General features: G+C 42.2%; 17 protein-coding genes. 4 read left to right on the top strand and 13 right to left on the bottom strand.

Annotated features, from left to right (window positions below):
• Positions 1-19: 19 nt before the first annotated feature.
• The 10 genes from JWR61_RS23325 to JWR61_RS23370 form a co-directional block, all read right to left on the bottom strand.
• Complete coding sequence (locus JWR61_RS23325) at positions 20-877, bottom strand: AraC family transcriptional regulator (protein WP_301930113.1); 858 nt, start codon at positions 875-877, stop codon at positions 20-22.
• A gap of 265 nt (positions 878-1,142) precedes the next feature.
• On the bottom strand, positions 1,143-2,483 hold the full coding sequence (locus tag JWR61_RS23330) for a serine hydrolase (protein ID WP_301930114.1): 1,341 nt from the start codon (positions 2,481-2,483) through the stop codon (positions 1,143-1,145).
• A gap of 84 nt (positions 2,484-2,567) precedes the next feature.
• Positions 2,568-2,789 carry a hypothetical protein gene (locus JWR61_RS23335; protein WP_301930115.1) on the bottom strand — a complete coding sequence of 74 codons (222 nt, stop codon included), beginning with the start codon at positions 2,787-2,789 and terminating at the stop codon, positions 2,568-2,570.
• A 424-nt stretch (positions 2,790-3,213) separates the two neighbouring features.
• Positions 3,214-8,520, bottom strand: a complete 5,307-nt coding sequence (locus tag JWR61_RS23340; RefSeq protein ID WP_301930116.1) for a CHAT domain-containing protein — start codon at positions 8,518-8,520, stop codon at positions 3,214-3,216.
• A gap of 62 nt (positions 8,521-8,582) precedes the next feature.
• Positions 8,583-9,191, bottom strand: a complete 609-nt coding sequence (locus tag JWR61_RS23345; RefSeq protein WP_301930117.1) for a M15 family metallopeptidase — start codon at positions 9,189-9,191, stop codon at positions 8,583-8,585.
• Between the two features lie 69 nt (positions 9,192-9,260).
• Complete coding sequence (locus JWR61_RS23350) at positions 9,261-10,175, bottom strand: hypothetical protein (RefSeq protein WP_301930118.1); 915 nt, start codon at positions 10,173-10,175, stop codon at positions 9,261-9,263.
• A 92-nt stretch (positions 10,176-10,267) separates the two neighbouring features.
• Positions 10,268-10,606 carry a hypothetical protein gene (locus JWR61_RS23355; protein ID WP_301930119.1) on the bottom strand — a complete coding sequence of 113 codons (339 nt, stop codon included), beginning with the start codon at positions 10,604-10,606 and terminating at the stop codon, positions 10,268-10,270.
• Between the two features lie 132 nt (positions 10,607-10,738).
• Positions 10,739-11,167, bottom strand: coding sequence for a hypothetical protein (locus JWR61_RS23360; RefSeq protein WP_301930120.1), 429 nt, complete (start codon positions 11,165-11,167; stop codon positions 10,739-10,741).
• Between the two features lie 132 nt (positions 11,168-11,299).
• The gene (locus JWR61_RS23365) at positions 11,300-12,142 is read right to left on the bottom strand and encodes a hypothetical protein (RefSeq protein WP_301930121.1); all 843 of its coding nucleotides are present in this window, start codon (positions 12,140-12,142) and stop codon (positions 11,300-11,302) included.
• A gap of 473 nt (positions 12,143-12,615) precedes the next feature.
• Positions 12,616-14,046, bottom strand: a complete 1,431-nt coding sequence (locus tag JWR61_RS23370; RefSeq protein ID WP_301930122.1) for an arabinose isomerase — start codon at positions 14,044-14,046, stop codon at positions 12,616-12,618.
• A gap of 659 nt (positions 14,047-14,705) precedes the next feature.
• Here JWR61_RS23370 and JWR61_RS23375 point away from each other — a divergent pair.
• A complete protein-coding gene (locus JWR61_RS23375; RefSeq protein ID WP_301930123.1) occupies positions 14,706-16,637 on the top strand; it encodes an ATP-binding protein in 1,932 nt (643 codons plus the stop codon).
• A gap of 66 nt (positions 16,638-16,703) precedes the next feature.
• Here JWR61_RS23375 and JWR61_RS23380 read toward each other — a convergent pair whose 3' ends face one another.
• Complete coding sequence (locus JWR61_RS23380) at positions 16,704-17,684, bottom strand: GlxA family transcriptional regulator (RefSeq protein ID WP_301930124.1); 981 nt, start codon at positions 17,682-17,684, stop codon at positions 16,704-16,706.
• Between the two features lie 150 nt (positions 17,685-17,834).
• Between JWR61_RS23380 and JWR61_RS23385 the strand changes: the two genes are divergently transcribed.
• From JWR61_RS23385 to JWR61_RS23395, 3 genes are all read left to right on the top strand, one after another.
• Positions 17,835-18,311, top strand: a complete 477-nt coding sequence (locus JWR61_RS23385) for an SRPBCC domain-containing protein (RefSeq protein ID WP_301930125.1) — start codon at positions 17,835-17,837, stop codon at positions 18,309-18,311.
• Between the two features lie 4 nt (positions 18,312-18,315).
• Positions 18,316-18,780, top strand: a complete 465-nt coding sequence (locus tag JWR61_RS23390; protein ID WP_301930126.1) for an SRPBCC domain-containing protein — start codon at positions 18,316-18,318, stop codon at positions 18,778-18,780.
• Positions 18,781-19,567: 787 nt separating this feature from the next.
• Positions 19,568-20,092: a DinB family protein gene (locus JWR61_RS23395; protein WP_301930127.1), complete on the top strand. Its 525-nt coding sequence runs from the start codon at positions 19,568-19,570 to the stop codon at positions 20,090-20,092.
• Positions 20,093-20,271: 179 nt separating this feature from the next.
• Here the strand turns inward: JWR61_RS23395 and JWR61_RS23400 are convergent, their stop codons facing one another.
• Together JWR61_RS23400 and JWR61_RS23405 are read right to left on the bottom strand one after the other, a co-directional pair.
• Positions 20,272-20,700, bottom strand: coding sequence for a response regulator (locus JWR61_RS23400; RefSeq protein WP_301930128.1), 429 nt, complete (start codon positions 20,698-20,700; stop codon positions 20,272-20,274).
• A 77-nt stretch (positions 20,701-20,777) separates the two neighbouring features.
• Positions 20,778-26,267 carry a PAS domain S-box protein gene (locus JWR61_RS23405; protein ID WP_301930129.1) on the bottom strand — a complete coding sequence of 1,830 codons (5,490 nt, stop codon included), beginning with the start codon at positions 26,265-26,267 and terminating at the stop codon, positions 20,778-20,780.
• Positions 26,268-26,603 lie beyond the last annotated feature (336 nt).

The raw sequence follows: 26,603 nt of genomic DNA on the forward strand, positions 1-26,603 counted from the left end.
GCCAATAACGCGGAAAAGATTATGTTGAAGGTACTTCCCTCGGACTAATGCCAAACTCGTTTTTAAAGGCGGTGCTAAAGTTGGAAAGGTTTTTATATCCAAAATCCCGAAAGATTTCTGAAGGCTTTAGGTTGTTGTCTTTTAATAATTCAAGCGCTTTTTGAAGCCGTTTTTTCTGTAACCATTTACCGGGATTTTCATTGTACTCCTTTGTAAAAGCCCTTTTGAATGTGGAAAGACTCATGTTGCACAAGAAAGCGATTTCCCCGATTTTCAATGCTGTGACCACATTATTTTCCACTGTCTTTTTCAGCAACGACCGCTGATCGGATTTAGCCAATGCATTCAGGTACCGGATGAACGGTTGCCCATATTTGCATACCAGGTAAAGCATAATCTCTTCAAACTTTACTGCCAGCAAATGCTGACCGGTAGTGGATATCAGCTGGGTAACAGCGGCCAGTGAGCTGATAAAACGGTTGATGTATTCATCGTTGGCAATCACAAAAAAAGGTGCATCTTTTTTATCGGAGCCGTTGGAGCCTACGAAACTGTATTTGTGTTTAGTAAGAAAATCGTCCAGTATTTTTTGAGAGAAGAAAAACAGCTTGCAATAATACACCTGCTCATGGTTCAGCAATTCTGTAAACAGGCAGTTGCCATGTTTTATCAGGATGGATTGCTTTTCATTAACAGCCACAGACACGTTTGCAAAATGAATGTGCTTTTGCCCCGTCTGTAAAAAACTGAACATATTAACGCTCAGGTTCGCCTTGTTTTTTACCACATCTTCCGTCATCCTGTAATCATGCACCAATAGGTCGGGTAAAGATTTTTTCTTCGCAATAAAAATTTCAGGAATATTCTGGACAGGCATTTCAGTTGAATTAATTATTAGTGTCAGTAATAAGCGTTGCAAAGAAAACGGAAAATATCGGAAACTGAGATCGGACTTTCGAATCCTCAAAGAATTTCCTTCCATCGTATGAAAAGCATCCGTGCACAGTTAAAGGGATTAAATATCCCGGCTGCATGTGCCAAAGTATAAAAGATAGCCTCATGTTCCTTGTCAAGATATTCAACTCAATTAATAAAACAAATAAAATTCCGGGACGTAAAATCATGATGCCGCTTAATGAACTTTATTTAATTTTTTTACAGGGAATGGTTGCGCCACCCTGGTGAAGGATAAAGCCGTCTACTTCTTTTTTATCATTTCTTGTAAAGTTGATTTGAATATCGGGCTGGTTTAAAAAGAATGAATCTTCCTTTTCAGCATACATCACATTGTCTGGCTGGCCTGTAGGTGATGCCACCAGTTCCCCGTCTTTCACCGTCATTACAACATGCAGTTCCGGCTTAATTTCATACTCACCTTCATACTGCTTCAGCGTGGCTTCCGGCAATTGCATGTGCGGCTTTTCTTTTGGCAAAACATATTCTTTATTATATAAAATGGCGAACAGGCTTTTTGTAATATCATTCAATGTTCCATCCGATGCATTGCTCAGCAATACAATACAAATATCATCCGCCGGCACCCGGGATACATTGGTAACAAAGCCATGAATACCGCCACCATGCCCAACCCTTCTTTTTCCTTCAGTACTGTCAATAAACCAGCCATAGCCATAATGCTCCTTTAATGGCGTAAAGGCTTTTTCCTGCTGTTGTTTCGTAAGGATGCTATAATTTTCCAACGCCTTGTGCCACAGGTAAAGGTCGCCGGTGGTAGAGTAAATGGCGCCGGCAGAAAAAGCAACGGTTGAATCAACAATAGGCGCTGGGGCACTTTCTTTTGCAGTCAACTTGAAGTAGCCCGTGGTTTTATCATTGCTTTTTAAATGCGTAAAATCAAATCCGCTGTGCGTCATTTTTAAAGGTGTAAAAATATATTTCCGCACCACTGCCTCGTAAGGTTGTTTGGTGACTGCTTCAATTATATACCCCAGCAATGCATAACCACTGTTGGAATAACTCCAGCTGGAACCCGGTGAAAAATCCAGCGGCTTATCTTTAAACATCGCCATTATCTTTTCGCGGTTAGTAGACTTTGTAATTTCATTGGCCATAAACTTTTCATCATTTGTATAATTGTAAATGCCGGAGGTATGTGTCAGCAACTGTTCAATTGTAATACTGTCGCCCCTGGGATAGTCTGGAAAATATTTATTCAGATGATCGGTTACACTCAGCTTTTTTTCTGCCTGCAATTTTAAAATTACTGCTGCTGTAAATTGTTTGGTAACAGACCCCAGCTGGAAAATACTCTGCTCAGTATTTAATATTTTATCTGAAACATTGCGATAGCCGTATCCTTTATTTAACAACACTGTACCATTTTCGGCCACCAACACAGCACCATTAAACTGGTATAACCTGGCGTAAGCACTTACCAACGAATCCGCCTTTGTAGCGGCATCCTGGGCATGACTGTAGTAGTGTATAAATAATATAATGGAGAAAATGAAGCGTGTTTTCATGTGCAATAAATTAGGTTGTTGAAAAATCCCGGAGATGAATATAGATATAAATGTAAGTTGAAATGATTGATGGGAATAAATCCTTCAGATAAAAAGCAAATTTATTTTTCTATTAAATAGCAGTTGCAATATAACCACCAGCAAATACACTACTGCAATAACTACCAGCACCCATTTTATTGCAGAACAAAAAGCAGTTGCAAGAGCAACCGCATCAGAACCATTGCCGGACAATGTAATGAGCATGCCGGCATTTTCCATTATATCTAAAATGCCCGCCCACAAGGTTCCCCGGGCAATACTCATTCCAACTTTGCTATTTGTAATGCGGGCTGCTTTTTCGCTGGTAAAATATAAAAAGAGTGCATAGCAAAAGATAAAAATAAAGTCAAAATACGTATTGATTTTAGCTACCTCAATATTAGCACTTCCCCAATCTTTTAAAATATCATCTGCTTTTTCACTGTTGTAAGCAAGTTCAAGGCATACGATATTTATACTTCGCAGATGTCTTTAGCGGAGCACTGGTTTTGCCCATCACCACAAACATGATGATGGTACCAATAAAAAGTAACGGGATGCGCCAGCTGGTATTCATATTGTAAAATACAAATAAAATTATAACCGCATAATCATATCTAAAAATTCAAGAAGAGTAATCATAAAAAAGGCCGGATGATCATAAATCTTATCCGGCCCCGCCAACAAAATATCCTTCAATTTTAAAGCATTATTTTTTCACTACCTCCTTTGCAAGTCTTTCCTTAATGCCATCAATTTTTTCTTTGTAAAACAGCACCGCCTTGTCTGTTGAAAGCGACAACATATCTGAGACAATTTCAAAATTTTCCAGTTCAGCTTTCTTCTTTCCCAAAGAACCCGCGCTACGCCAGATGCGGCGAAAGCGATCTTCCACGCTGTCCCATTTTTCCTCATTTTGTGCCTCCGTTTTATCTAAAAATAAGTGGGATAAATCATAAGTAGCTTCGTCAATAATATCCCAGTAATCCATATTTCGGTAAGGCAGTTGCAGCGCTTTTTTCCTGTTGGCAATCGCTTTCAGCACTTGTGCTTTCGTCATATCGCCATACTTCATTTGTTTAGCCACGGTATTTTCTATCATGTATAAAGCACTCGCAAAAATCAGCATGTGGTTAAACGCATACGACGCATTTTTATTAATAGCAACGGCCTGCGAATAGTATTCTATAGCATCTTTGTAGGCCTGTAATTTTGCAGCAGGGTCTTTTGTAATCAGCCCTTTTCTTTTACTGGCACTCGCCTGCAAAACCTTTCTCTCTGCCGTGGCATTTATTTTCAGCAATTCATCCAGTTCACCGATTATGTTATTCAGCTTCGTGATCAGCTCGGCCGGTTTTGCACCTGCTTTAAAATCCTCCACATATTTTTTGCAACGGGCGTTACAGTACTTTTCAAGCGATGACACAGAGAAGGTTGCATCTTCCTGGTTTTTAAGGGCTTCAAATTTTTCAATCGCCAGTTTATATTCCGCCAGTTCAAAGTAAATGGCAGCCTCCGTTTCAGTAATTTCTGAACTCTGAATTTCAGCTTTGTCTTTTGCAGTTGAAATCAATGCAAGCCGGTCGATTGTATCTTTCCAGCTGGTGCTCTTAATATCAAGGCTGTTGCGAAGGTTATGCAAATCAATTTCTACTTCCCGGGCAATTAAATAATTGCGTTTGCTCTCTTTTTTTCCGTCTGTGCGGTTCACCAGCCGGTAAAAAGGATCCCCGTAGCATTGGTAAGCTCCCCAGGTATTGTTATCCTGGTGATATTTTTCATAAATAGCGGAACGTGCATCCCTCACCGCGTCGCCAAAACTATAGCCGCCAAACATACGTGCATAAAATATTTGTGCAAAATCCATCGCTGCATCGTCATTTACTGCCCAGCCTGCTGCCACCACTGCTTTTACGCCAATGCGAATCAACTCTGTACCAACATTAGCGGCAAGCTTATATCGTTGCTCAAAAAACTTTTCATCTACCCCACTCGTTTTACCCAAATGACAGCAGTTAACAAAAACCAGCTCGGGTATGGTACTCATTTGCTCAATATCAAAGGTTGTTAAAAACTCCCCGTTACCAATTACCATTCCTGACTGCCTTGGTGATGCCGGATTGAAAGCGCCATGCCCGGCAAGGTGGATGATTTTATAATCATCACAAAAAAAGCTGGTTATAATTTCTGCCGCGCTGGTGTTGATGAGCGACGTTTTTATATAGCCGTTGTTTGAAAGCACCGTCTCTACAGCTTTAGCTTCCTTCACAGCACCGGGCAACTGGTTAACAAAACCGTTCAATAAAGGATCGCCAATAATCAGCGCTTTTTCGCCCGCTACCCTTTTAATGCTAACGCGGTAGTCAGTTGTTGCCAGTTGCCGTATCATGCCTGCATCCACGCACAAGGGCTTTGCGTTTGCCGTACTGTACTGCAGCAGTTCCCATGGATAAGCCGCCGTGTCGGTATCCAGTATCCAGCTGATATTGCCTTTCTTCTTCAACCGCTCTTTAAATTCGTTCGGTATCATCAGCTCAAAGATTGTTTTGGCAGCACAGGCATTCCAGTTGTTTTGTGTGGATACCTGGTCAATGAATAAATCAATCAGCGGCGTACTGCTGAACAGTTCTCTTTCTTCTTCCCTTGCATCACCCGTACTGGCACTGAACAGTAAACTTTGCACATCGTTGGTACCTTCTTTTACTTTTTTGAGCCTTACCGTAATGCGGTTCCACCATTCGTCTGATGGATCGGTAATCAACCGGGTTTGAGAACCAAACAACGTCTTTATTTTTTTGCTGCCTATGCGTACATTGAAGGCCTTATTATCCTTGCTTTCCAGCTTGCTGATGGCATACATACAACTCAGCGCCCTGTCTTCAAACAATTCTATAAACTCAATGCGCTGGATGGTTTTGACTGTATTTTTAAATACCGCTGTTACTTTACTGTTGGCAATATTTACTCCTTCGATAACCGCTTTAATGGAACTATCTATGGACAGGCCGCCATACCCGCTACCAATAATTAATGCAGAAATACCTATTTCCTGGTTAGTTGCCGCATCACCATTGTTAATATGCAGCAGGTATTTGGCTACCCCCTGCTCAACTGTTTTCGTAAGCAGGTAGGCTGTTAAACTCCCCGGATCGCCGAGGCCGACAATAATGGCACCGGCAAAATCATATGCCCCGCCATTGCTTAATACCAGCGAATTCGTACCAATTTCACCGGGATATAAGCCGAGTTTATGGCGTGCCGAAAGCATCCAGTTTAAATTGCAATCGATGGATTTTTCTGCGTATAAAATACCGTCATTGTTAAAGTGTCCGGCAAGTACGGGGAAAGATGCATATGCCAGGTCGCCGTTGCTGACAGAAACCGCAATGGGCACCTGGCTGGCAATAGGTTCATTGTCTTCACTGTTTCCAAACACAGCCGCTTCCAGCCCGCGCTCTGACACATCAAAGTTGTACACTTCCGGCATACGAAATACCTTTGCATCGCCTCTAACGGATGGCCTTGCCGTGCTCAACAAAGTAGTAGCCCCCGTTTCCAGTATTTCTTCAATACCATCAAAAATGGTAGGTTCATTGGCCAGCGCTCCGTGACTGGCATTAACATAATACACTGCTTTTTTATCTATCAGTTGTTGTGGTATTCCGCTTTCCCATGTTACGCTCTGGTCTCCTTCGCCTGTTACCAAAAACACCAGCTCAGTGCGGGGCGGTATCACATCGTTGTAATACCCGCAAGGCGTGGCCTTATCTTTACCGGCAATATAAACCAGGTTGCTGTAATCAATGCCATCTCTTTTGGCGATGATATTATCGCGGTAGTTTTTAAATGTGTCCAGGTAAGATTTTCCGGGCAGCGGCCATCCACCATCTCCCAATGCATTCCGCATACTTTCCCAGGTGGCAGGGTCTGCAAAGTCATTGTCCTTATCTGTTGAGAGTGGCAGCAGGCTTAGTATACCCGGGAAAGCGCAGAACATTTCGAGCAATTCTTTTTTGGTATGCACGCGGTCTAAAAAGTTGAGTGAATTGATGATGGAATCCATGCCAAACAGTACGGTCAATATTCTGTGGGAGCCACCCAGCGGAGACCCCAGGAACAAAATTTTAAAGCCTTTGGAGGCATTGAGTTGCTTCCAGGTATCATCGTGGTTGATAATGAAATCCCTTATCAGCAAACCGCCCATGGAGTGACCGATCATTTTGATAGGCTGATTGAATTTAAGCAATCCTGTGATCGTATCATTCAGGTCTTTGGCACAATCATTCAATTGCCGTCGCCAGTCGAACGGATAAACTACTACATCATACTTATACGATAACCGATCGGCCAGTCTTTTGTAAGATGTTTTGATCAGCGAAGTAGCAGTAATTGTTTTATCATCTACCTGTAACATATCCGTAAGGCCCCCGAATACCGACTTGATATACGCAAGCCATATTTTATCCCCATTGCGGGAAAGGTTAGAGCCCATGATACCCGGCAACAAAATAACAATGGGCTTTTTGCCGGAAGGCACATTGGGGTAAGGCATTAACTCTCCATGTTCAAATCCTCTTACCTCACCGCGGTCACTTGCAGGTATTTCGTGCTGTGGCACTGCGTTGTAGCCGGGTATGGGTTGTCCATCTGCAGTTTTTAACGCCAGAAAAAGCGCCTCCCTTGTTTTATTGTTTAAAAAATATTTGATGTGATCTACATCTCCACCCTGGTCAAAAAAGTACTGGATATTGCCTGTTCTGTTGGCACCGAGGTACATCGAATCGGTGTTCACCACCAGGTCGTTTCTCTGCCAGTAAAATAATTTTCCCAGAATTACGAGCAGGCCTTTAAAGCTGATACTGGTTGTACCGTTGCCAGAAATAACCGCCAGCGAACTGCCATCAATGGCCATGTCATCAGACCGGTCGTTGAGTATTTTAATAAAAGGAGAATCGGGACTTTGCGCCTCAATGCCGGGCAATACACTAACATCATCTTTGGTCCGTATCACTTCTGCAATCAGTTCCTTTAAAATATCGGCAAAAGGATTTGCCGCCCCGCCAAACAAATTGAAAAGCACATTTAAAATATGCTCCAGTTTTTTAGATGCCAGCTTAGTACCCGCTGCAGGGCAACCCACCCTAACGAACTTCTTCACCTTCAGGTTGCGGTTTAAAAAACTGGTGTTCAATTGTTTGATGGTTTCTATGTCATTGTCGCGGCCCTTTTCTTTTTTAAGCAGGTCAATATTGACGGAAGAAAAACCTTCTTTTTTACTGCAGTAACGGCATAGAATGTCACCCACAATTCCACCGCGGGAATGGCTGATGATGTGCAGGTCTTCCGTGTCCGGCAATTGCTTTATTAAATCAAGTACATTTTGCAGGGGGCTTTTTGTAAGCGTACGGTGTTGAAAAGCCAGCACATTATCTCCGTAAGTACTGAAAATAAAATTCCATACATCGGCTTTGGCGAGCTCGCTGAAAGCGCCTGTGGTGCTGCTGTTGGTGCCATGAATAAAAAGCAGTACCGGTTTGTTGGGAACAATTTTTGCAAAGGGAGACAAGTTAAAACCGGCATCTACCTTATACAATCCTTCCGCGCCACCGAGGTGTTTATCTTCCAGTTTGGATGCGATGTTTGCTACGCCGTCATAAATTTTATTTTTTACAAAAACATTTAAAATCTTTAACGCGATGTCACCAAATATGCCGCGGTCGCTTTCAGCAGTTTTGATAGTGGCGGGTATTATAAATGCATCCCCAACAGACCTGGAAGGGTCTTCTGCTTCCGGGAACAATTCATGCAATGTGGCGCCATCGCACAGCCAGGTGGTCTCATCCTCAAAAATAAATTCAAGCAGTTTATCATTATCGTTCAGGTCAATGGTGTGGGTCTCTGCAAGGTCCCTGTTGCTGCCGCTGATTTTATAAGATGCAAGTGGGGTCAGGTTAGCCGGCGCTTCAGGAACGGCCGCCTGCTTTTCGCCTTGAATGGCCAAATTTTTTATTTTCATCTGAGGAGTTTTTTATTGTATTGATTGTTGTACCAGGGAAGCATAAAAAGGAAACGGGAGTGTTACACATATGCTGTCCCATTCTCAAAGAGGTTCCTTATATCCGCCACACTATCAGAAACAGACTTCAGCTGGTAATGCGGAAAGTCTTTAAAACTAATCCAGTTACCGCCCCATTCCAACTGGGGCAATTGTGGTAGAACCATTGCCGGTATTGCTTTGTATTTACTGTCAGTACCAACATAATTACCATTTTCAAATACTCCGATATCCCAGGCTAAACCAAAATTATGATTGCTTTGGCCGCCTTTGGCATTGGTTACTTTTGGGAGTGTGTTGCCGTTTCTTCCCTGTTTGTACAATGCATCCTGCTCCGCATAAGTACGGGTACCAGAAAGTATGCGAATGTCTTTCCCTGCAGCGGTGAGAATTGCCAGGAACTTTCTGGCTGCAATCTGTGCATCCGGTATCAGGGTAACAATGTTGCTCTCGCTCTTGGCATCCACTGCGCCAAAATCAGCTTTAACCGACTGGCTTTTTGCAACAAAAGCCGCATCTGCTGCATCCGTTTTTGGTCCCCATCGTCCATCCAGTTTACCATCGTAAAAACCATTGGCTTTTAAAAAGCGCTGGTAAAAAAGTACGTCTTGTTTTAATAATTGGTAGCTCATATTGCCGAGGTTTTAAACTTAAAAGAAACTGTATCTCTTTAATAATTAAACTAAAACTTTTGCCGGTAATCAGGGTGCCTGATCTTTTGCTCCTTTTATTTTGTTTCTCACCAGCAGGCCAGCAAAAAATGTAATAATGGCGGTAATGATGGCCCAATTGGATTTAATAAAATTCCATACCGTTGATGCCACGTAAGCAGCCGTTACTTTTACGGTAAATTCTTTTGACAACACAGAATTTTCTTCAGCCGGTATCTCTTTTCCGTTCACCACTGTGACCTGCGATACTTTTAAAATAAGGTAGCGGGTACCGGGTTTCAGCGGGGTAACGGTCCAAAACCATTCTGCATATTTCTTACCGGGTATCGTGTGAATGATGTCTTTCGCTACAATAATAAAATCCGAATCTTTACCGGCCTCCAGTGTCACCTTCATCTTTTCGCTGATATCTATTTTTTCTGATCCGGAATTTTTCCTGGTAGTATCTATTCCTGCCTTTGCAACCATTTCATTGGCGATGGTGGCGATCCTTACTTTTACAGATGATTCAATAAATGTGCGCATCTTTTCCGGCAATTCCCAAACTACCACACCTTCATTGTTAAGTTTGCTGATGTCAATAACTGGAACATTATTTTTTACACTATCCCTATTTTTTGTAGCCGTATCGGTACCGGGAACGTTCTTAATTACAGCTGTATCAATTCTATGAATAACGACATCGTGTCGGGTAACAGGATTTGTCTTTATCTCATCCATATCGTGCTGCTTCGTTTGTGCATTGTCCGGCGGAGGTGGTGGTGCTGGCTTTTTAACATCGCTTATTTTCGCTGTATCATTTGCCTGACCGCCTGTAACAGCCGGAGCCGCTGAATCTGTTTGCACTTTGTCTGCAGGTTCATAAGAAGCATTATTGCAACCGGATGCAATAGCCATCATTAATGCAGTCAAAATAAGGCTGTAAACCGTTAGTATTTTTTTCATCTCATATTGCAGTTGGGCCAATTAATAATTGTCCATAGGCGCCGGGAAGTTCACTGGCAATAGGCTTCATGCGGCAAAAAAATATCTTATTCCTATACTTTTACCAACTTAAAAACCGTATCCACAATCATGTTCAACACGCTGTTCCTGAACTGATCAATCCTTATTAAAGCAAGTCCTGCATTTTCCAGTGCCGCCATTTTGAACGAATCTTTTTCACTGTTTACCAGCCATTCAAAATCTTTTGTTGTAAGGTCACCGCTGATGAGGAGTTTGGTCCAGCGTTCCAGGTCATCTTTCATCCCGGCCAGTAAATTCTGACCATCTGTTTTTGCATCATTCAAATAGGTTGACACGGTACTTTTAGCCAGTGACACAACGCCTGTTTTCAGTTGTTTAAAAATGTCTGCGAAATCAACTTGACTTGCCATAAGAAATAATTTATTGATGAATGTTTTTGGTTACCTCGTATTGCTGTGAGTTTTGTATCGGGTGAGTGGTGAGCTGTCAGCAATGAGTGCACTAACGAATCGTTATTCACCATTCCCCACTCACCACACCGCTCACGATTTTATCTTCTTACTTTCCAGCTGTGCAATGCGGTCAAAATTTTCCTGTACTTTTTTCTTTGCTTCTGCGATAAATACAGGGTTTAACTTTCCTTCTGATTTCCACCGGGCTATAAAGCCACCATACAAATGGCCATCGGGGTCCATAATCAGCTTCCACATTTCTTCCGTTATTCTATTTTTCGGGCGGTTTTTATCATACAGGTAAGCCTGCTGAATTCTGTTGGAGATAACATCCACTTCCTGTTTGTGAATGGCATAATCTTCTGTTGCTTTGTCCATCATCGAAAGCGCATCCGATTCAACAGCCGTCATTTGTGAGTAGGCTACCTGGTCGAAGTGAGCGATGGAGCTGCAACTGCTGATGGTAACTGCAGAAAAAAAAGTCAGTAAAAAAATACCGCTAAAAATGATTCTTTTCATATTGTGTTGGTTTAAAATGCTTTTTTAAGTACTGCCTTGCGGCAACAGGATGTATAAAATTGGTTGACGGATATCAGTATAGCATTGGCCGGTGTTTGTAATGATTGAAATGGAACAGAAAACAGAGTTCAATCAAACGCACTGTTTTGCCTTATTGCTCCATTCCAGTTGTACGTTGTATCCGGCTACGCTCTTAAATTTCCAGGCGCAGATATCCCCTATTTCTCCATGTGCATTGTCATACCAGCCGGTTGGTGGCACTGGGTCTGTGATAGCTTCACACAATTCGTGCGAACTGGTACCGGTGATGGCGTCCATTACATTCATTCCACCCAGGCATCCGGAGCAGGAAGGAAATGGCATCACCGCGTAATATTTTTTGCCGCTGATAGCATCGTGATATCCGCAAAAAGAAGTGCAGGAACTGCTGCCGCCCATCGTAACTTTTACACCTTTATCCATGTAAATAAAATAGAGCGTATTGGCATCCCACGGGGGAACTATACCAGCTGTAATCCAGCCTGACAAAGTGGTACGGATCAATGAATCATTGATCTGCATTTTAGGCGCTGCTTTGGTAATTACTTTGGACCCGGATAAACTACCATGACCAATGGCGGCGCCAGGGACACTGTACTCGGCCAACTGGTCTATTAAGGAGCTGGTAAGGATGGCGGTAAAAAACTGATTGATGTTATTTCTAAGAGTAATAAATGCCGCGGTGGAAGCCCAGTTTTTCCCCCAGAAAATGGTATATACTTTGGTGTTTTTAATCAGCGGACCGCGGTTGTAAACCAGTTTTGGTGTGGCCGTTGGTGGCGCCATGGTTAACAATTCACTGTCTTCTTTTTTAGCACTGAGGTCTTCCAGTTTAATATCCATTTTTGGGTTGAACAAGGGAACTACCCTGATGGATTCTGCAGATGCTTTTACTTTAGGTGCCGCTTTAGGAGCTGCTTTTTTTTGTGTTGCCATAACATATTTTTTACCGCCTACTCTGTCATCCCGTTTTCGGCTTACCGGGTTGTCGCCAGTTTAGATAATAAATAATAAAAGTTGCGGTGGGTTCAGTGGGGGCTTTTGGAAGGAATTGGGGGTATTAAACTGGAAAAACACGATCATCAAAACCGCGTTTTATAAAGTCACCAGAAAGAATACCGCCGGACGTCAAGCGATATATCTATCCTGAAACAATTAAATTCAAGTATGAATTGTGGTGTAGAGTAAACAGCAGCGTTGGTAATTAACAGGTTTGGAGGTCAGGGGTTAAATATAGAAACTAATTTTTGTAAAAGCAAGTGCTTTACCATTTTAGTCCATTGATTGTCTGCAAAGTATGTACTCTGTTAATTGTATGGTACGCAAGCCAAATAATAGCGCTTGCTTGCTAAATTGAAAGATTTCAAACTCGTTATAATGGCATCATTATACAGCGATGGATGGTACTCTCAGCAAACCTGCACCACATCCAACTCCAGCAAAGCCCCCAACTTTTTAATCTTCGCTGCAATATGTCCAAGCCCGATAGCGCAGTGATGCGCAGGGCCATGACTGTTCCAGTCGTTTACAAAACGGCGGGCGCCAATAGGAAATTTATAACGGCTGTTGGTATTGCCTATCTCTAAAATGGCACCGGGTACAGAAGCGCCTTCAGCCACCAGCAATAGCAATCCCCCACCCCTTTTTTCAACTACGGATAATAAAGTAACCGGCCCGTTTTTAACAGACATTTCAACCGATACCCCGCTGCCAACTTTACCATGAAATACCTTCAGCGGCCGCACTTTTGTTTTGCCTTCCGCAATCGCAATATGGCCCGGACCATCATGCCCCATCAGCACCACATCATCGGTAAAATCCATCGCATAATATTCGGTGAACGAACCACCTGCTCCAAAGCTATCCATGATCTTCATGGCCTGGGCATTTTTAATTTCATATTCGCCCGCCACCGGGATACCCCTTGCAGTTAATAAGGAATTACCTAAAATAATAGAGCTGATCGCTTCTTCATTTTCGGGATTGCCGGTGCCACGGTAATAATAAGCCATCGAACCCAGCTGGTGTTGCTCCACCAGCTTGTCAAGCGCCACCGAAGTAATGGCCGCTTTCTCCAGGTCAGCCGCAGCACAATCGGGTTGCACATCAAAGTTGTCATTAAACACAGCCAGACGTTCTTGCATTTCGGTTGCCGTCACTTGCTTTCGCAGGGTCGCCAGTTGCTCTACTTCAAGTAATTCTATATGACCGCCAAAGCTGGCGTATTGTTGTGTGAGGTCGGTATAAATATCCAGCATGCCACTGTAATAATGACCCATGCAACCCATTCGGTTAAAGCGCATGATATTGGCCACCCTTGCTGCTGCAACCCATTCACTCACCTCTTTCCAGCAATGCGGATCGTTGTGCAGCATACCGGTAACCTGGTGAAAAGATGTGCCGACGCGGTTAAACACATTGGCAATCTCCGGCACAGGGCAGGCAGAACAAAAAGCAAGCCACTCCCCCGTCATCTTTGTACGGTCGGTGCTGGCATTAAAACTGGTATAATCAATTGCCGCTTCCGGGGCCAGGTTTAAGATAATTACCGGCACTTTTGCATGCTGCACCACCGGCAACACCATCGACGACAATGCATAGGTAGATACATACAAAAAGATAATGTCCACATCCTGCCGGCGGAAAGTTTTGCCCGCGTCAAAAGCCTTGTCAATGGTATCTACCAAGCCGGTATTCACCACACCGGGATGCAGGTCCGCAATCTTTTGATGCACCTCCCCAAGGTAGCCTTCCAACCGGTCTTTTAAACCATCAAACTGCGCCCAGTAAGCCTCCAGGCCTATGGCAAATAAACCAATTTTTAAAGAAGATGTTTGCATGTAATCTCTTGTGTAAATATGTTAGGTTACTTTTTATATGGCAATTTAGCTAAAAATCGGGCGATACATTTGATAGTTACTTTGAGACTTGACCAGCATCGTCAACTTCGCTTTAAAAATTAAGAATTGGTCCAGTCTATGAAGCCATGTGGGTCATCCTTGCATCGCCCTGTTTTACATTTACAGCTTTTGGCAACACTAATGCTAACTGGGCAGCCTTCACCGGTGCCAGGTAACAGATAACTATTTTCTTAAGATTGCTTAATTAACACCAGCTTCGTCTACTTGGATAGTTATTAAAATAACCTCGCTTTATTACCACGGTTTTTGTGTTCCATGCAAACATGATATTAGTAGAAATGAAACAATCGCGGCGGCGTGCCGAAGGTACACCATATGCAGCCCCCGCTTAACAAAATACCTTCCTATAATGAAACATTATATTGGCAAATTATCACTGTTGTGAATAACTCTTAGGGAGCACATAATATGATCGCTCAGGTAAAAGTTCCACACAGTTATGCAGTACAAGGGAGTGACACAACAATGATCACCAGGGTTACTTACGCCCGTTACAAAATAAACCCTCCAACGGGTTGGACCTTTCCATAAAATCAAATCAGAAAATAATTTTAAGAAATATATTTTATCTTTAAATTATGAATCCAATTACCAAATTTATTATCCTATTACTAACTCTGTGTTTCCAGCAATCTGTAGGTTACTCCCAACAAGACAGCACAACAATTTGGGCAAACGAATTAATGAACAGCAAGTCGCAGGAAGAAGGACTTGCAGTTGATTTGCGCATTAAAAACCACCTGCAACAAAACAGCGACAAGGAATTAATTTTCAACACCACTTATTTTTTACAAGAGGGGGCAAAAGCAGCAGCGGCAAAATATATTTTTTACGACCTGTTTTATATTTTTCAAAATGAATCGCAAAAAAGAAAATTAGATAAGGAGTTTAACCTGGCTGTTTTAAAAATGGAAGAAAATCCCACTTTCGCCAGCCATGATGTAAAATACCAGCTGTATTATTTTTATTCGCAGTTTTATTATCACTTAAAAGAATATTACTACGCCACCAAATATATCAACCTTTTTTTAGCAGGTGGCAAAAACGCTTTTCCGGAAAATATACAAAGCAACATCGACCTCAACTCCTTAACTACGCTGGCATTAATCAACAGGAATAAAAACAATACAGCTGTTTCTATTGAACAGTTTAAAGAAATACTGGAGCTTAGCAAGGCAAAGAAAAATTCTGCATGGGAAGGCATTACTTCAGGAAACCTGGCTTATGCCCTGACACTGGCCAACCGTCTTTCAGAAGCGATTCCATATTACAAAAGGGATGAACAACTCAGCCTGCAAAACAATGAACCAGGCAGCGCCCTGAATACCAGGATCTCGCTCAGTGAATTATACCTGAAACTGAATAAGCTCGATAGTGCTTTTAAATATAGTGAAAGTGCCAACCAACTTTTAGCCAGCATTATTGCTTCAGGTAAACGTGATAATAATTTTTACCTGGATGAGCAACAACAGATATTTTCGTTCTTTGGCAATTACTATAACCAAACCGGCGATTTTAAAAAATCCAGCAACTATTTTACCAGGGCTTTCCTGTTAAGAGATTCCATTCAGCAGGAACAAAAAACCAATCATTTACAACAAATTGTTCAGAATATAGAGGTTGATAAAAACATCAACGCGATCAACGAACTGCACAACGAGATCAAAGACAAAAAGCAATACCTGAACTTTATTATTACTGTTGCGGTTGCTGTTACCAGCATTTTATTATTACTGGCTTATTTCCTCGTAAGGTTGTTATCAAAGAATAAAACATTAAAGGCGCAAAACGAAATCATCAACCAGCAAAGAGCAGCACTGGAAAAAATCAACAGCGATAATTATAAACTCTTTTCCATTATCAGTCACGACGTAAGAGGACCTGCCGCTACCCTGCATAAGCTGCTGCAATTAATGGCCAGCAAAAAAATGGGCTCGGATGACTTTGAAAGACTCTTGCCCAGTGTGCTGGCAAACAGTACCAATCTAAATGCAACGATCGGGAGTTTACTAACGTGGTCAACATCGCAGTTAAATGGCATGCAAACAAAACCTGAAACAGTAGAAATAAAATCTTTTATCGACAGTATAATTTTACTGTTCCAGGAACAGGCCAAGACTAAATCGATTACGATTGAAAATAATTGCTATCCTCACCCTATATTCATCGACAAAAATCAATTTGAAATTATTGTGCGCAATACAATCAGCAATGCCCTTAAATTTTCACACCCGGGTGCTGTAATCAGTTTTAATTTAAAAGATAGCGGAAACAATATAACGTTAACCTTGTCGGATACCGGCGTTGGTATGACGGCAACACAAATTGATAATATCATACATCAGCAAGACTTAAAAACTACCACCGGTACAACGGGAGAAAAAGGCGTGGGTTTAGGTTTAAAACTGGTAAATGAATTTATGGAAAAAAACGCCGGAACTTTTAAAATTGAAAGTACAGTTGGTGTTGGCACCACCCTTATTTTTACCATACCAAAGGCCAGTGAATAAGATAGAGCTGTTATTTCACCACCCTTTATCCTATGCTCTAATTACCTTACCGGCTGCACAGTACAATTATACCGACGCTTCTTTATTATACCTGCTTCTGTATTCCGCCGGCGACATCCCCGTAATTTTTCTGAATACTTCCCGGAATGCCTTTACATCCGAATAACCTACATCATACATCACCTCATTGATTGTTTTCCGGCTGTTTTCAAATGCCTTTTTAGCGGATTCGATTTTTACCCGTTGCGAATATTCACCCGGTGTATTGCCTGTAGCTTTTACAAATCTTCTGTCGAAGTTGCGCCTGCCTACAGCAAACCTGGCTGACAAATATTCAACGGATATTTTTTCGTGCAGGTTGGTTTCCATGTATTCCTGCGCCTTATTTACTACTTCATCCCCATGTAACTTTTGCCCGGTAAAAATGGTGAAAGCCGACTGGCTTTTTCTATCCATGTCTATCTGGAAAACCTTGGAACAAAAGATGGCCGTTGGCCGGTCGTAATACTTTTCTACCAGGTAAATTAGCAGGTTTAAAAAAGAATAAGCACCTCCATTTGTATAGATGCCATTTTCATCTGTGATCAGTTTATCTGCCTGCAGTTGCACGTTGGGAAACATCCTGCTGAAATTTTCCGAGGCTGCCCAATGGGTTGAACAACTTCTTCCATCCAGCAAACCTGTAGCTGCCAGCATAAATGCGCCGGTGCAAATCGTTGCTATTTCCGCACCTTCTTTATATTGTTTCGCAATCCAGTCAATCAGTGTTTTGTTTCCTTTTACTGCTTTTTCGTAGTTGTGGTTCAATGAGGGAATAATGATGAGATTGGCTTTTGTGATGGCAGCAATATTTGTGTGCGGCTTCACGCTAAACAGACCTTCATAAAATTCCACCTCATCCGAGACGCCTGCCAGCTGGATAGAAAATACCGCCTTGTGCCCGGCTTTTGTACGGTACTCATTTGCTCTTGTAAATATCTTGTATGTTCCTACTATGCTGCTTAAATTATTCTCACCTTCAGGTACAATAATTGTCAGATGTTTCATCGTGTTGCTTTTGACAAAGCTACTATTTTGCTATGTCCAAATCAACCCACTACAAAGTCCATTTTACACCCTTTAAAAGTAATATTGAGACAATACTTTTGCAGTACCACATTTGTAAAATTTAAACACGCACACTTAAAAAGTAATGCTATGGCAAACCATGATTACACAACCAATTTTTTGGTTAATCAAACGCCGGGTGAAGTATTCAATGCCATCAACAATGTCCGCGGATGGTGGTCGGAAGACTTTACAGGTAATTCAACAGAACAGGAGGATGAGTTTGAAGTTCGTTTCGGAGATGTACATTACTCCAGGCAAAAATTAGTTGGAGTGGTGCCGGGTAAAAAAATTGTCTGGCTGGTTACTGATAGTCACCTGAGTTTTCTTACCAACACGAGTGAATGGACCGGTACAACGATTGTATTTGAAATTACTGCACGGGATGGCCAAACACAATTACAGTTTACACACCTGGGACTGGTGCCGAAAATTCAATGCTTCCGCGACTGCTCAAACGGATGGAATCAGTACCTGCACCAAAGCCTGTCGCCTTTTATAACCACGGGCAAGGGAAATCCCAATGTGCTGAATAAAGAAATTAAAGCAAAATCAATTCAAAAATAGCAGCATGAACGATCAACATTTTACCACTTCTTTTTTGGTTGACCAATCGCCAAAAGAAGTGTTTGCCGCCATCAACAATGTAAGGGGCTGGTGGTCGGAAGCAATAGAAGGCGGCACCAGCGAACTGAATGATGTGTTCGACTACCAGTACAAAGACGTGCACATTTGCAAAATGAAACTGGCAGAAGTTGCTCCTGGCAAGAAAGTGGTATGGCTGGTACTTGACAACTACTTTAATTTTATAAAAGATAAAAGCGAATGGAAAAACACAAAAGTTAGTTTTGAAATTGAGCAGGATGGCGATAAAACAAAACTCATTTTTGCTCACTTTGGCTTAACGCCGGCGTATGAATGTTTTGATATTTGCGCCACCGCATGGACACAGTATATTCAGCAAAGTCTATTTAAGCTCATCACTACCGGTAAGGGCCAGCCTAATTTGAAGGAAGGTGTGATACAGGTTGTATAATAATAAACAGGGGTGATTTTTTATTGGATTACTGTATGTGGCGGCAATGCATTGGAAAAAGCAGGCAATTAAAAAAACTCCGTAGTCACCAGGGCATTTGCACAATGCAAAATAGCAATTGAATATCTTACAATTAATGTAGTTACCTGGTAAAACCACTGACGGAGTTGCTCTACCCGGCGGCGGTTAATCCGACACCAGGCCAGGCTTAGTAAACAACATTGATTTGACAATGGATTGCTCGAATACATTTTTTGCAGCATGGCCTCAACCATGTATCAATAATTAAAATCCCTCGGCCCACCATTTTTTTTCCGGCCTATTAATATTCTTTCCCTTACAGTATACAGCTATCCCATTCCCGTTGCCAGTTAAAGCCCAGCCCGCTGCTTATGCGCATGCAGTTGTCAAATAGCAATTCAGTCACTGTTTAAAATTTAAGCCTGTTCCTTTTCCATTTTCATTTTTTATTTTCTGTCTGACAAAAAACAATAAAAGTAAAATATTGAAAAGTTCAAAAAGTCCTAAATATAAAAGACCTTCTTTGATACTGTCCTCCAAAAAAAGTTAATAGCCAATAAGTCCAAATAAGCAAAGAAATAATTGTAAAAGTAATAGGCTTGGTAAAACTTGTCTTGTTGTAATAGGTCAGCCATAAAAATGTACCAATTAATAAGCCAATATGAAGGCTTCCCATTTTTTGATCAAGGTGGCTTTTACCCCTATTTTGTTTATGGCATGTTAACCAGTTTTCAAAAAACTTACCTTTGAAATAAACACCATAGCAATGCATTTCTCCCTATCAAAATCGATCGAAATTCTTGGGCGTACACCTGACGTGCTTATAACAATGTTGTACAACTTATCAAACGAGTGGACATGCAATAATGAAGGCGGAGAAAGCTGGAACGTGTATGAAATTATAGGGCATCTTATCCATGGCGAAAAAACAGACTGGATTCCGAGAATGGAAGTTATTCTCTCCAATACAACAGACAAGTCCTTTGTACCATTTGACCGGTTCGCCCAATTAAAAAAAAGCGAAGCGCCAACATTACACGAACTGCTGGATGAATTCAAAAGCATCCGTCAGCACAACACCGGTCTTTTAAAATCAAAGCAACTTGTTGAAGCAGACTTAGAAAAAACAGGAATACACCCGGAGTTTGGAGCAGTTACTTTATCGCAACTTGTTTCAACATGGGTCGTTCACGATCTGAATCACATTGCCCAGATTGCCCGCGTGATGGCCAAGCAATATGAAGAAGCAGTTGGCCCCTGGAAAGCTTATTTGCGCATCCTGCAATCGTAAAAGGTTACAACTTCTAAGCCGCAAGCACTTTGACGTAAACCGTAAGACATGACTTCATTGTTTCGCACCGGGCACAATGCAATCGCCTCCCCGTCTGCGTTCTAACCGCCACTATGTAAGCATCGGGTTGGCAAATATCTATCGGTTTATACACTGCACAAGTGTTTTTGTATTAAGTATTAACCCGCCGGGTTTATTTTCGGTAACCATACGCCGATGGTAGTACCAATGGCACTGATGAAATCGTTTACATTGGAAGGCTTTGTTATAAAGCCACTGGCATGGTGATCATAAGCCAGATCGATGTCTTTTTTGGATGATGAAGTGGTAAGCATTATTACGGGAATGTGGCAAAGAGACTGGTTCGCTTCGATGTATTTCAATACCTCGTGCCCATTTTTTTTGGGCAGGTTAATATCCAGCAACAACAGGTGTGGCAATTCAACTTGCCGGTAATCGCCTTCCCTGCTCAAAAAATCCACGGCTTCATCTCCGTCGTTTACAACGCTCATTTTAAAATGTATACCCAACTCTTCAAAAGCAACCTGCGTTAACAGAATATCACCTGCATTATCTTCAACCAGTAAAATGTGTAGCGGTGTAGTCATTTTGCAAATGCGTTTTATACTTTTGTTACGGCCTGTTATCCGTTTTTTGTAACCCAAGTTGCTGAAGCAGCGTTGTTCTATCTACTTTTTATTGTGAAAAAGAATGTACTTCCCTTGCCAGGTTCCGATTCGAGCCAGATTTTACCTCCAAAGTTTTCAATTATTTTTTTTGTAATCCCCAGCCCGATACCGGTGCCGGAAAATTTACTTTGGTTATGCAGGCGCTGAAAGATGACAAATATTTTATCGAAATATTCTTCGCTGATACCTATGCCATTATCGGCCACCGCGAATTGCCAGTAATCCGGCCCAGCCGTTGCTGTGATAGCAATTACCGGTGGCCTGTTATCTGCAGCGTATTTTAAGGCATTGCCGATCAGGTTGTGAAATACTTGTCTTAATGGAGCTTCCTGCGCCATCAACACCGGAAGCTCCCCTGTTTTGATAACCGCTTTTTTTGCTTCTATCTCCGTTTGAAAAAGTTGCATAGTTTCACTGATCAGCTTATTCAGGTCCACTGCTTCTGTATCGCCTTTTACCCTCCCTATTGTTGAAAACTCCAATATATCCACTATAATGTGCCGCATACGCATGGCACCGTCTACAGCGAAATTGATATACCTTCTTCCATTTTCATCCACCGAGCTACTGTATTTTTTTTCGAATAAAGTAAGAAAACTGGTCACCATCCTTAAGGGCTCCTGTAAATCGTGCGACGCTACATAAGCAAACTGCTCCAGTTCGGCATTGGAGTCTGCCAGTTCTTTGGCCTGTGACTGCAGGTGCTGGTTAAGCAGTAACAGGTTCAACTCGTTTTCCTTCAGTTTTGATATATCCTGTGTGGCGCCAATCATTTGTATAGCATTTCCCTCCGCATCGCGGATGATATAACCCCTGTCGTACACGTAGGCATATTCACCATTGGCTTTTAAAAACCGGTACTCGTGCCCCCAATAAACCGTGTCAGGGTTGGCAAAAGCCTCCTCCATAGACGATATAACCATCTTCAGATCATCCCGGTGAACAAGTGACACAAAGCCTGTATCAGCGCTGTTGCCGGTTTGGTTTTCATAGCCAAATAACGTTTTAAAACCATCGCCACTCCGGACTATTTCCTGTGTGGCAATGTTGAGTTCCCAGATAGAATCGTTGGTAGCCCTCGCTACCATGTTGTACCGGTCGTTACTCAGCAGTATGGCCTGCGCAGCTTTTTTTCGTTCGCTGATATCGCGGATGAAAGCACAGAAAAATTCTTCTCCGCCCTGTTTAATTGGCAGTACAGTCAGCTCCACCGGAAAACTAACTTTGTGCCGGTTAACTGCATTCAATTCCAGCAATACATTCAATGCCGGCCCTTGTCCTGTTTTAAGGTAATTTTCCATTCCCGCATCATGCATTTTACGGTAAGGTTCCGGAATAATGATATCAGATAATACTTTACCCATGACCTCCTCCTCCTGCCAGCCAAATATTTTTTCTGCCTGCGGATTCCAAAAAGTAATCACCCCTTTTGTATCAATACAGATAATGGCATCCAGGGCTGCATTCATAATCAGTCTCCTCTTTTCTTCACTTGTCTTTATTTCTTCTTCCTTTTCCTTCCGCTCGGTAACATCCCTGAAATTGTCCACAATACCACCAATATCCGGGTCATCAAGCAGGTTCGTCATTGTATCTTCAAACCAGCGCCAGCTGCCATTTTTATGCAGTAACCGGGATGTATGGCCGGCAATTGGTATGCCCGGATTTTGCAATGCTTTTTTAAATTCCCTTGCTACTTCCGGCAAATCATCCGGGTGAGTTAAAGAAAAAAGATCCAGTTCGTACGCTTCCGCTTCAGAATACCCGAGTAATCTTTCAACAGAAGATGAAATGTATTTCCCCTTTCCTTCCGGGCTTAAAATAACAAAGGCATCGTTGCCATTCTCAACCAGCTTTCTGAATTTTTTTTCGTTGGCAACGATCATTTCAGCGGCTTTCTTCCTTTCGGTAATATCTGTAATACTGCCCCTCACTAACATATTTTTATCAGATGGCAACTTCACAAGTCTTACCTCACTTAAAATCAGTTCGCCCAGGCTGTTTAAATGGGTCCATTCAAAAGTCTGCTTCATTCCCCTGAGCGCTGTAATCATTTTTTCCATGGCCATTTCCGACGACAAGCGTCCACCCGGCTGGTATTCAGGACTTACATCTTTGGGGCCTTTTGACAGTAATTGCTCCCGGTCCATCTTGAAAAAAGCCAGGGCGCTTTCGCTCACCTGCACAAATTTCTGCTGCGCTACATCCACTACCACCAACGCTTCAGGTGCATTTTCAACTAAAATCCGGTAGCTCTCTTCACTTTCCTGCAAAGCTTTTTCTGATAGCTTTTTCCTGGTAATATTACGTGACAAACAAATAAAATGCCCTGCCTGTTCATCCGTTTTTTCCATCGGTGCAATCGACAATTCAAACCAGTATTCGCCACCGGGTAGCTGTAATGCATACTGGCGGCCAATTGAAAACCCTTTTACTGCGGCCTCTTCAATACCTTCCATGCAGGTTGCTGCAACGTCTGGCGGCAGTACTTCTGTAAATGTTTTGCCTAAAAATGCCTCTGGCGGCATTGCCAGTAAATCATTGCTATGAGAATGATAATTGTAGATACGTCCGTCGGCGCCTACTTCAAACATCAGATCGGGAATGGCATGAAGAATGGCCTCCAAACGCCCGTTTAACCGGGTTAGTTCCGATTCCGCTTTTTTGATTTCTGTTATATCGGTAAGCGTTCCTACATACCCAATAAAGGACCCTTGCGAATCTTTTTCGGAAACTGCTTGTCCCATTACCCAGGCAATGCTGCCATCAGCACGAACAAAACGAAACTCGGGCAAGGTGACTGCTTCTCCTGGCGCTAAACTTCTTAATTTACTTATCAGTTTGTTACGGTCATCCTGGTGCACAGCACTTAACCATTTCCCATCCAGGGCTTCACTTAATGTCAATCCCGAAATATTGCAACAGTTGGGATTGACATAGGTTGTATTGCCAGCTGAATCTGTATGAAAGATCCCTACAGGCGCCACTTCGGCAAGGGTTTGATAGCGCCGCCTGGTTTCCAGCTCTGCTGCTTCGGAAGTTTGCCGCATTTTTTCTTTATCAAAAACCTCCAGAGCAAAAGAAATATCACGTGTTGCCTCTTCCAGCAACAACGTTTCTTCATCATCGAAAAAGTTGGGTTCGGCGGATAAAAAAGAAAAAGCACCTAACACTTTTCCATATTTTTTGATGGGCAATGACAACAAGGATTTGAATCCCCGTGTAACAGCTTCCTCTTTCCAGGGAGCCATCAAAAGATCGGTTTCAATATCATTGCAAACAATGCGTTTTCCATCTTTTATGGCAGCGTACATCGTCCTACTGGCTTCCGGCCATTTTTGTTCTTTGTCTTTTTTTATTGCTGCCAGGTATCCCTGTTCATCACCTGCATATCTAACGGGAATTAACTGCTGCCGGGCTCCCTCCAGCATCCCAATCCAAACCATTTTAAATTTACCAAATTCCACCGCGATATTACAGGCTTCTTTAAAAAGCATTTGTTCATCTGTTGCCCGCAATATCATTTGGTTTACCTGGCTGATAAATGCATACAAACGGTTGGCCTTAATAATTTTCTGTTCGCCTATTTTTCTTTCGGTGATATCATTTGTAATGCCGTGCCAATACATACCACCATCCTTTCCCTTCAATGCCTTCGATTTTCCTTCCAGCCATAAAATGCCTTTGGCCGGATGCAGGTAACGAAACTCAGCATTCCAGTCGTTGTTGCATTTGATTGCATGGACAATACTATCGGCCGCCTGTTGCTGGTCATCCGGATGAATGCCTTTGAAAAAGGCATTCGCATCTGCCAGCAGTTGCTGTTTTTGCAGCCCGAATACTTCTGTCACGCTGTTGCTGACATAACTAAACTGGAAGTTACCATCTGACTTCTGCGAAAAAGTATACATTACGCCTGGCACAGTGTCGGAAAGAATCACGAGTTTATCTCTTTCTTCATTCAACTGCGCTTCCGCATTTTTACGCTCGGTTATATCCACCGACAAAATAAAAATCCCTTCCGGTACGGGCTGAAAATTAAACTCGAACCAGCCTGTTGATTTGTCAGGAAATTCAAATTCAGTTTCCAGATGAATGGCGATCCGCTCGTTAAAGCATTGCTGGTACACTTTAAATAGATCCGTGTTTTCAATGCCTGGAAATTTTTCCATTACAGTATATCCCAGCAACTCGTCCTTTTCGTACTTGGCATGTTTCGCAAAAGCATCATTTACGTAAATATACCTCCAGTCGAAGCCGATAATCTGCACACCCTCCAGCATGATGTCAAGCGAATTTCTAAACCGTTTTTCACTCGCCATTACTTTATCTTCCGCCTCTTTTCGTTTGGTGTTGTTGCTGAAATTGGTAACAACTGCGTTTACCCCGTCTATATTCAGCATGTTAGTAAACGTACCTGCAGTCCAGATATAATTGCCAGTGCGATGGCGATACCTGGCCTGGAAAGGTACCGCAATGCCGGACTTCTTTAGAGCTTCATTCAACCGGTCTTTAAAGCAGGTGGCATCGTCCGGATGAATATTTATTGTTGCTTCTTTATCTGCCAGTTCCTCATCCGGCCAGCCTGTAATGCCCGCCGTTGCGGGGCTGCGGTAAAACACCTTCAATGACTTATCCAGTAATGCAATGGCTTCATTGCTGTTTTCAATCAATGCCCGAAACCGCTTTTCACTCGCTGCCAGTTTTTTTTCCGCAATGATTCTTTCAGTCACATCCCTTGCAAACCCTCTCACCAATGGTATTGCAGTGGCATTTGTTTTTAATGAATTATTCACTTCCCATATTCTTGTGTCCCCCGCTTTCGTTTGCACCTGCATCAGGCCTTTGTAAAATCCATGGGCTTTTATAAATTCAATATACGCACCAAACTCCTCTCTGCCCCGCGGTGATAAAATATCCTGGATACGCATAGTAAGCATATCAGGTATTTCGTATCCCAGCTGATTTTTTGCGGCTTCGTTAACGGAATACACTTTACCATACAGGTCATGCGTGCAGAGAATGTCGCTGATGTTCTCAACAATATCGCGGTATTTTTCCTCGCTTGCTTTTAATGCTGCCAAAGCTTCATCCTTCGCTTTTTCAGCTTTCTTTTTATACAGTGCTGCGTCTATGGCAACTGGCAGCCGTGTCAAATGGTCTTTCAGTAAATAATCATCGGCACCCGCTTTGATAATCCCGACAGCAAATTCTTCCGATACTGTTCCTGTAACTAAAATAAAGGGGATGTGTAGTTTGCGTTGCAACAAAATTTGCAATGCCTCAGATGCAGTGAATTGTGGCAGTTCATTATCAGAAAGAATGAGGTCTGGTTCAAAATTATCGAGCGCCTGTTCATATGCATTCCTGCTGAGCATTACGCTGTACTGGCAGTTATAATTGCCTTTTTTTAACTGGTACTGAATCAGCTCAACGTCTGCCTCATCGTCTTCCAGTATAATTATTTTTAATGCTTCGCGTAACATGCCTGTTTATTTAAAAAGACCGGAGTTCATTTGTGGACATATTGTATTTTCAAGTGATAAACAGAGTTCTTTTTAGCAAAAACCATACTATCAGCGCTGTTGCACTTTATGTACTGAATAATATTACACCGTCACCTGGTCAATTACTTCACGGGAGCAAAGCGCCCTTGCTGAGTGGTTTATATAATGTTGTACACAACACACTGTATAAATGAAAGATAAGCAAACCTGCAATTTTAATGTTGTATTTAGAATTTCAACTACAAATTGTTTGGAAAAACAACTACCCTTAGTAATTGTTTGCAGACGTTCTGCAGTTTGTTAAAAAATTGTCAG

It is taken from the genome of Ferruginibacter sp., assembly GCF_028288465.1.
Lineage (GTDB): Bacteria > Bacteroidota > Bacteroidia > Chitinophagales > Chitinophagaceae > Ferruginibacter.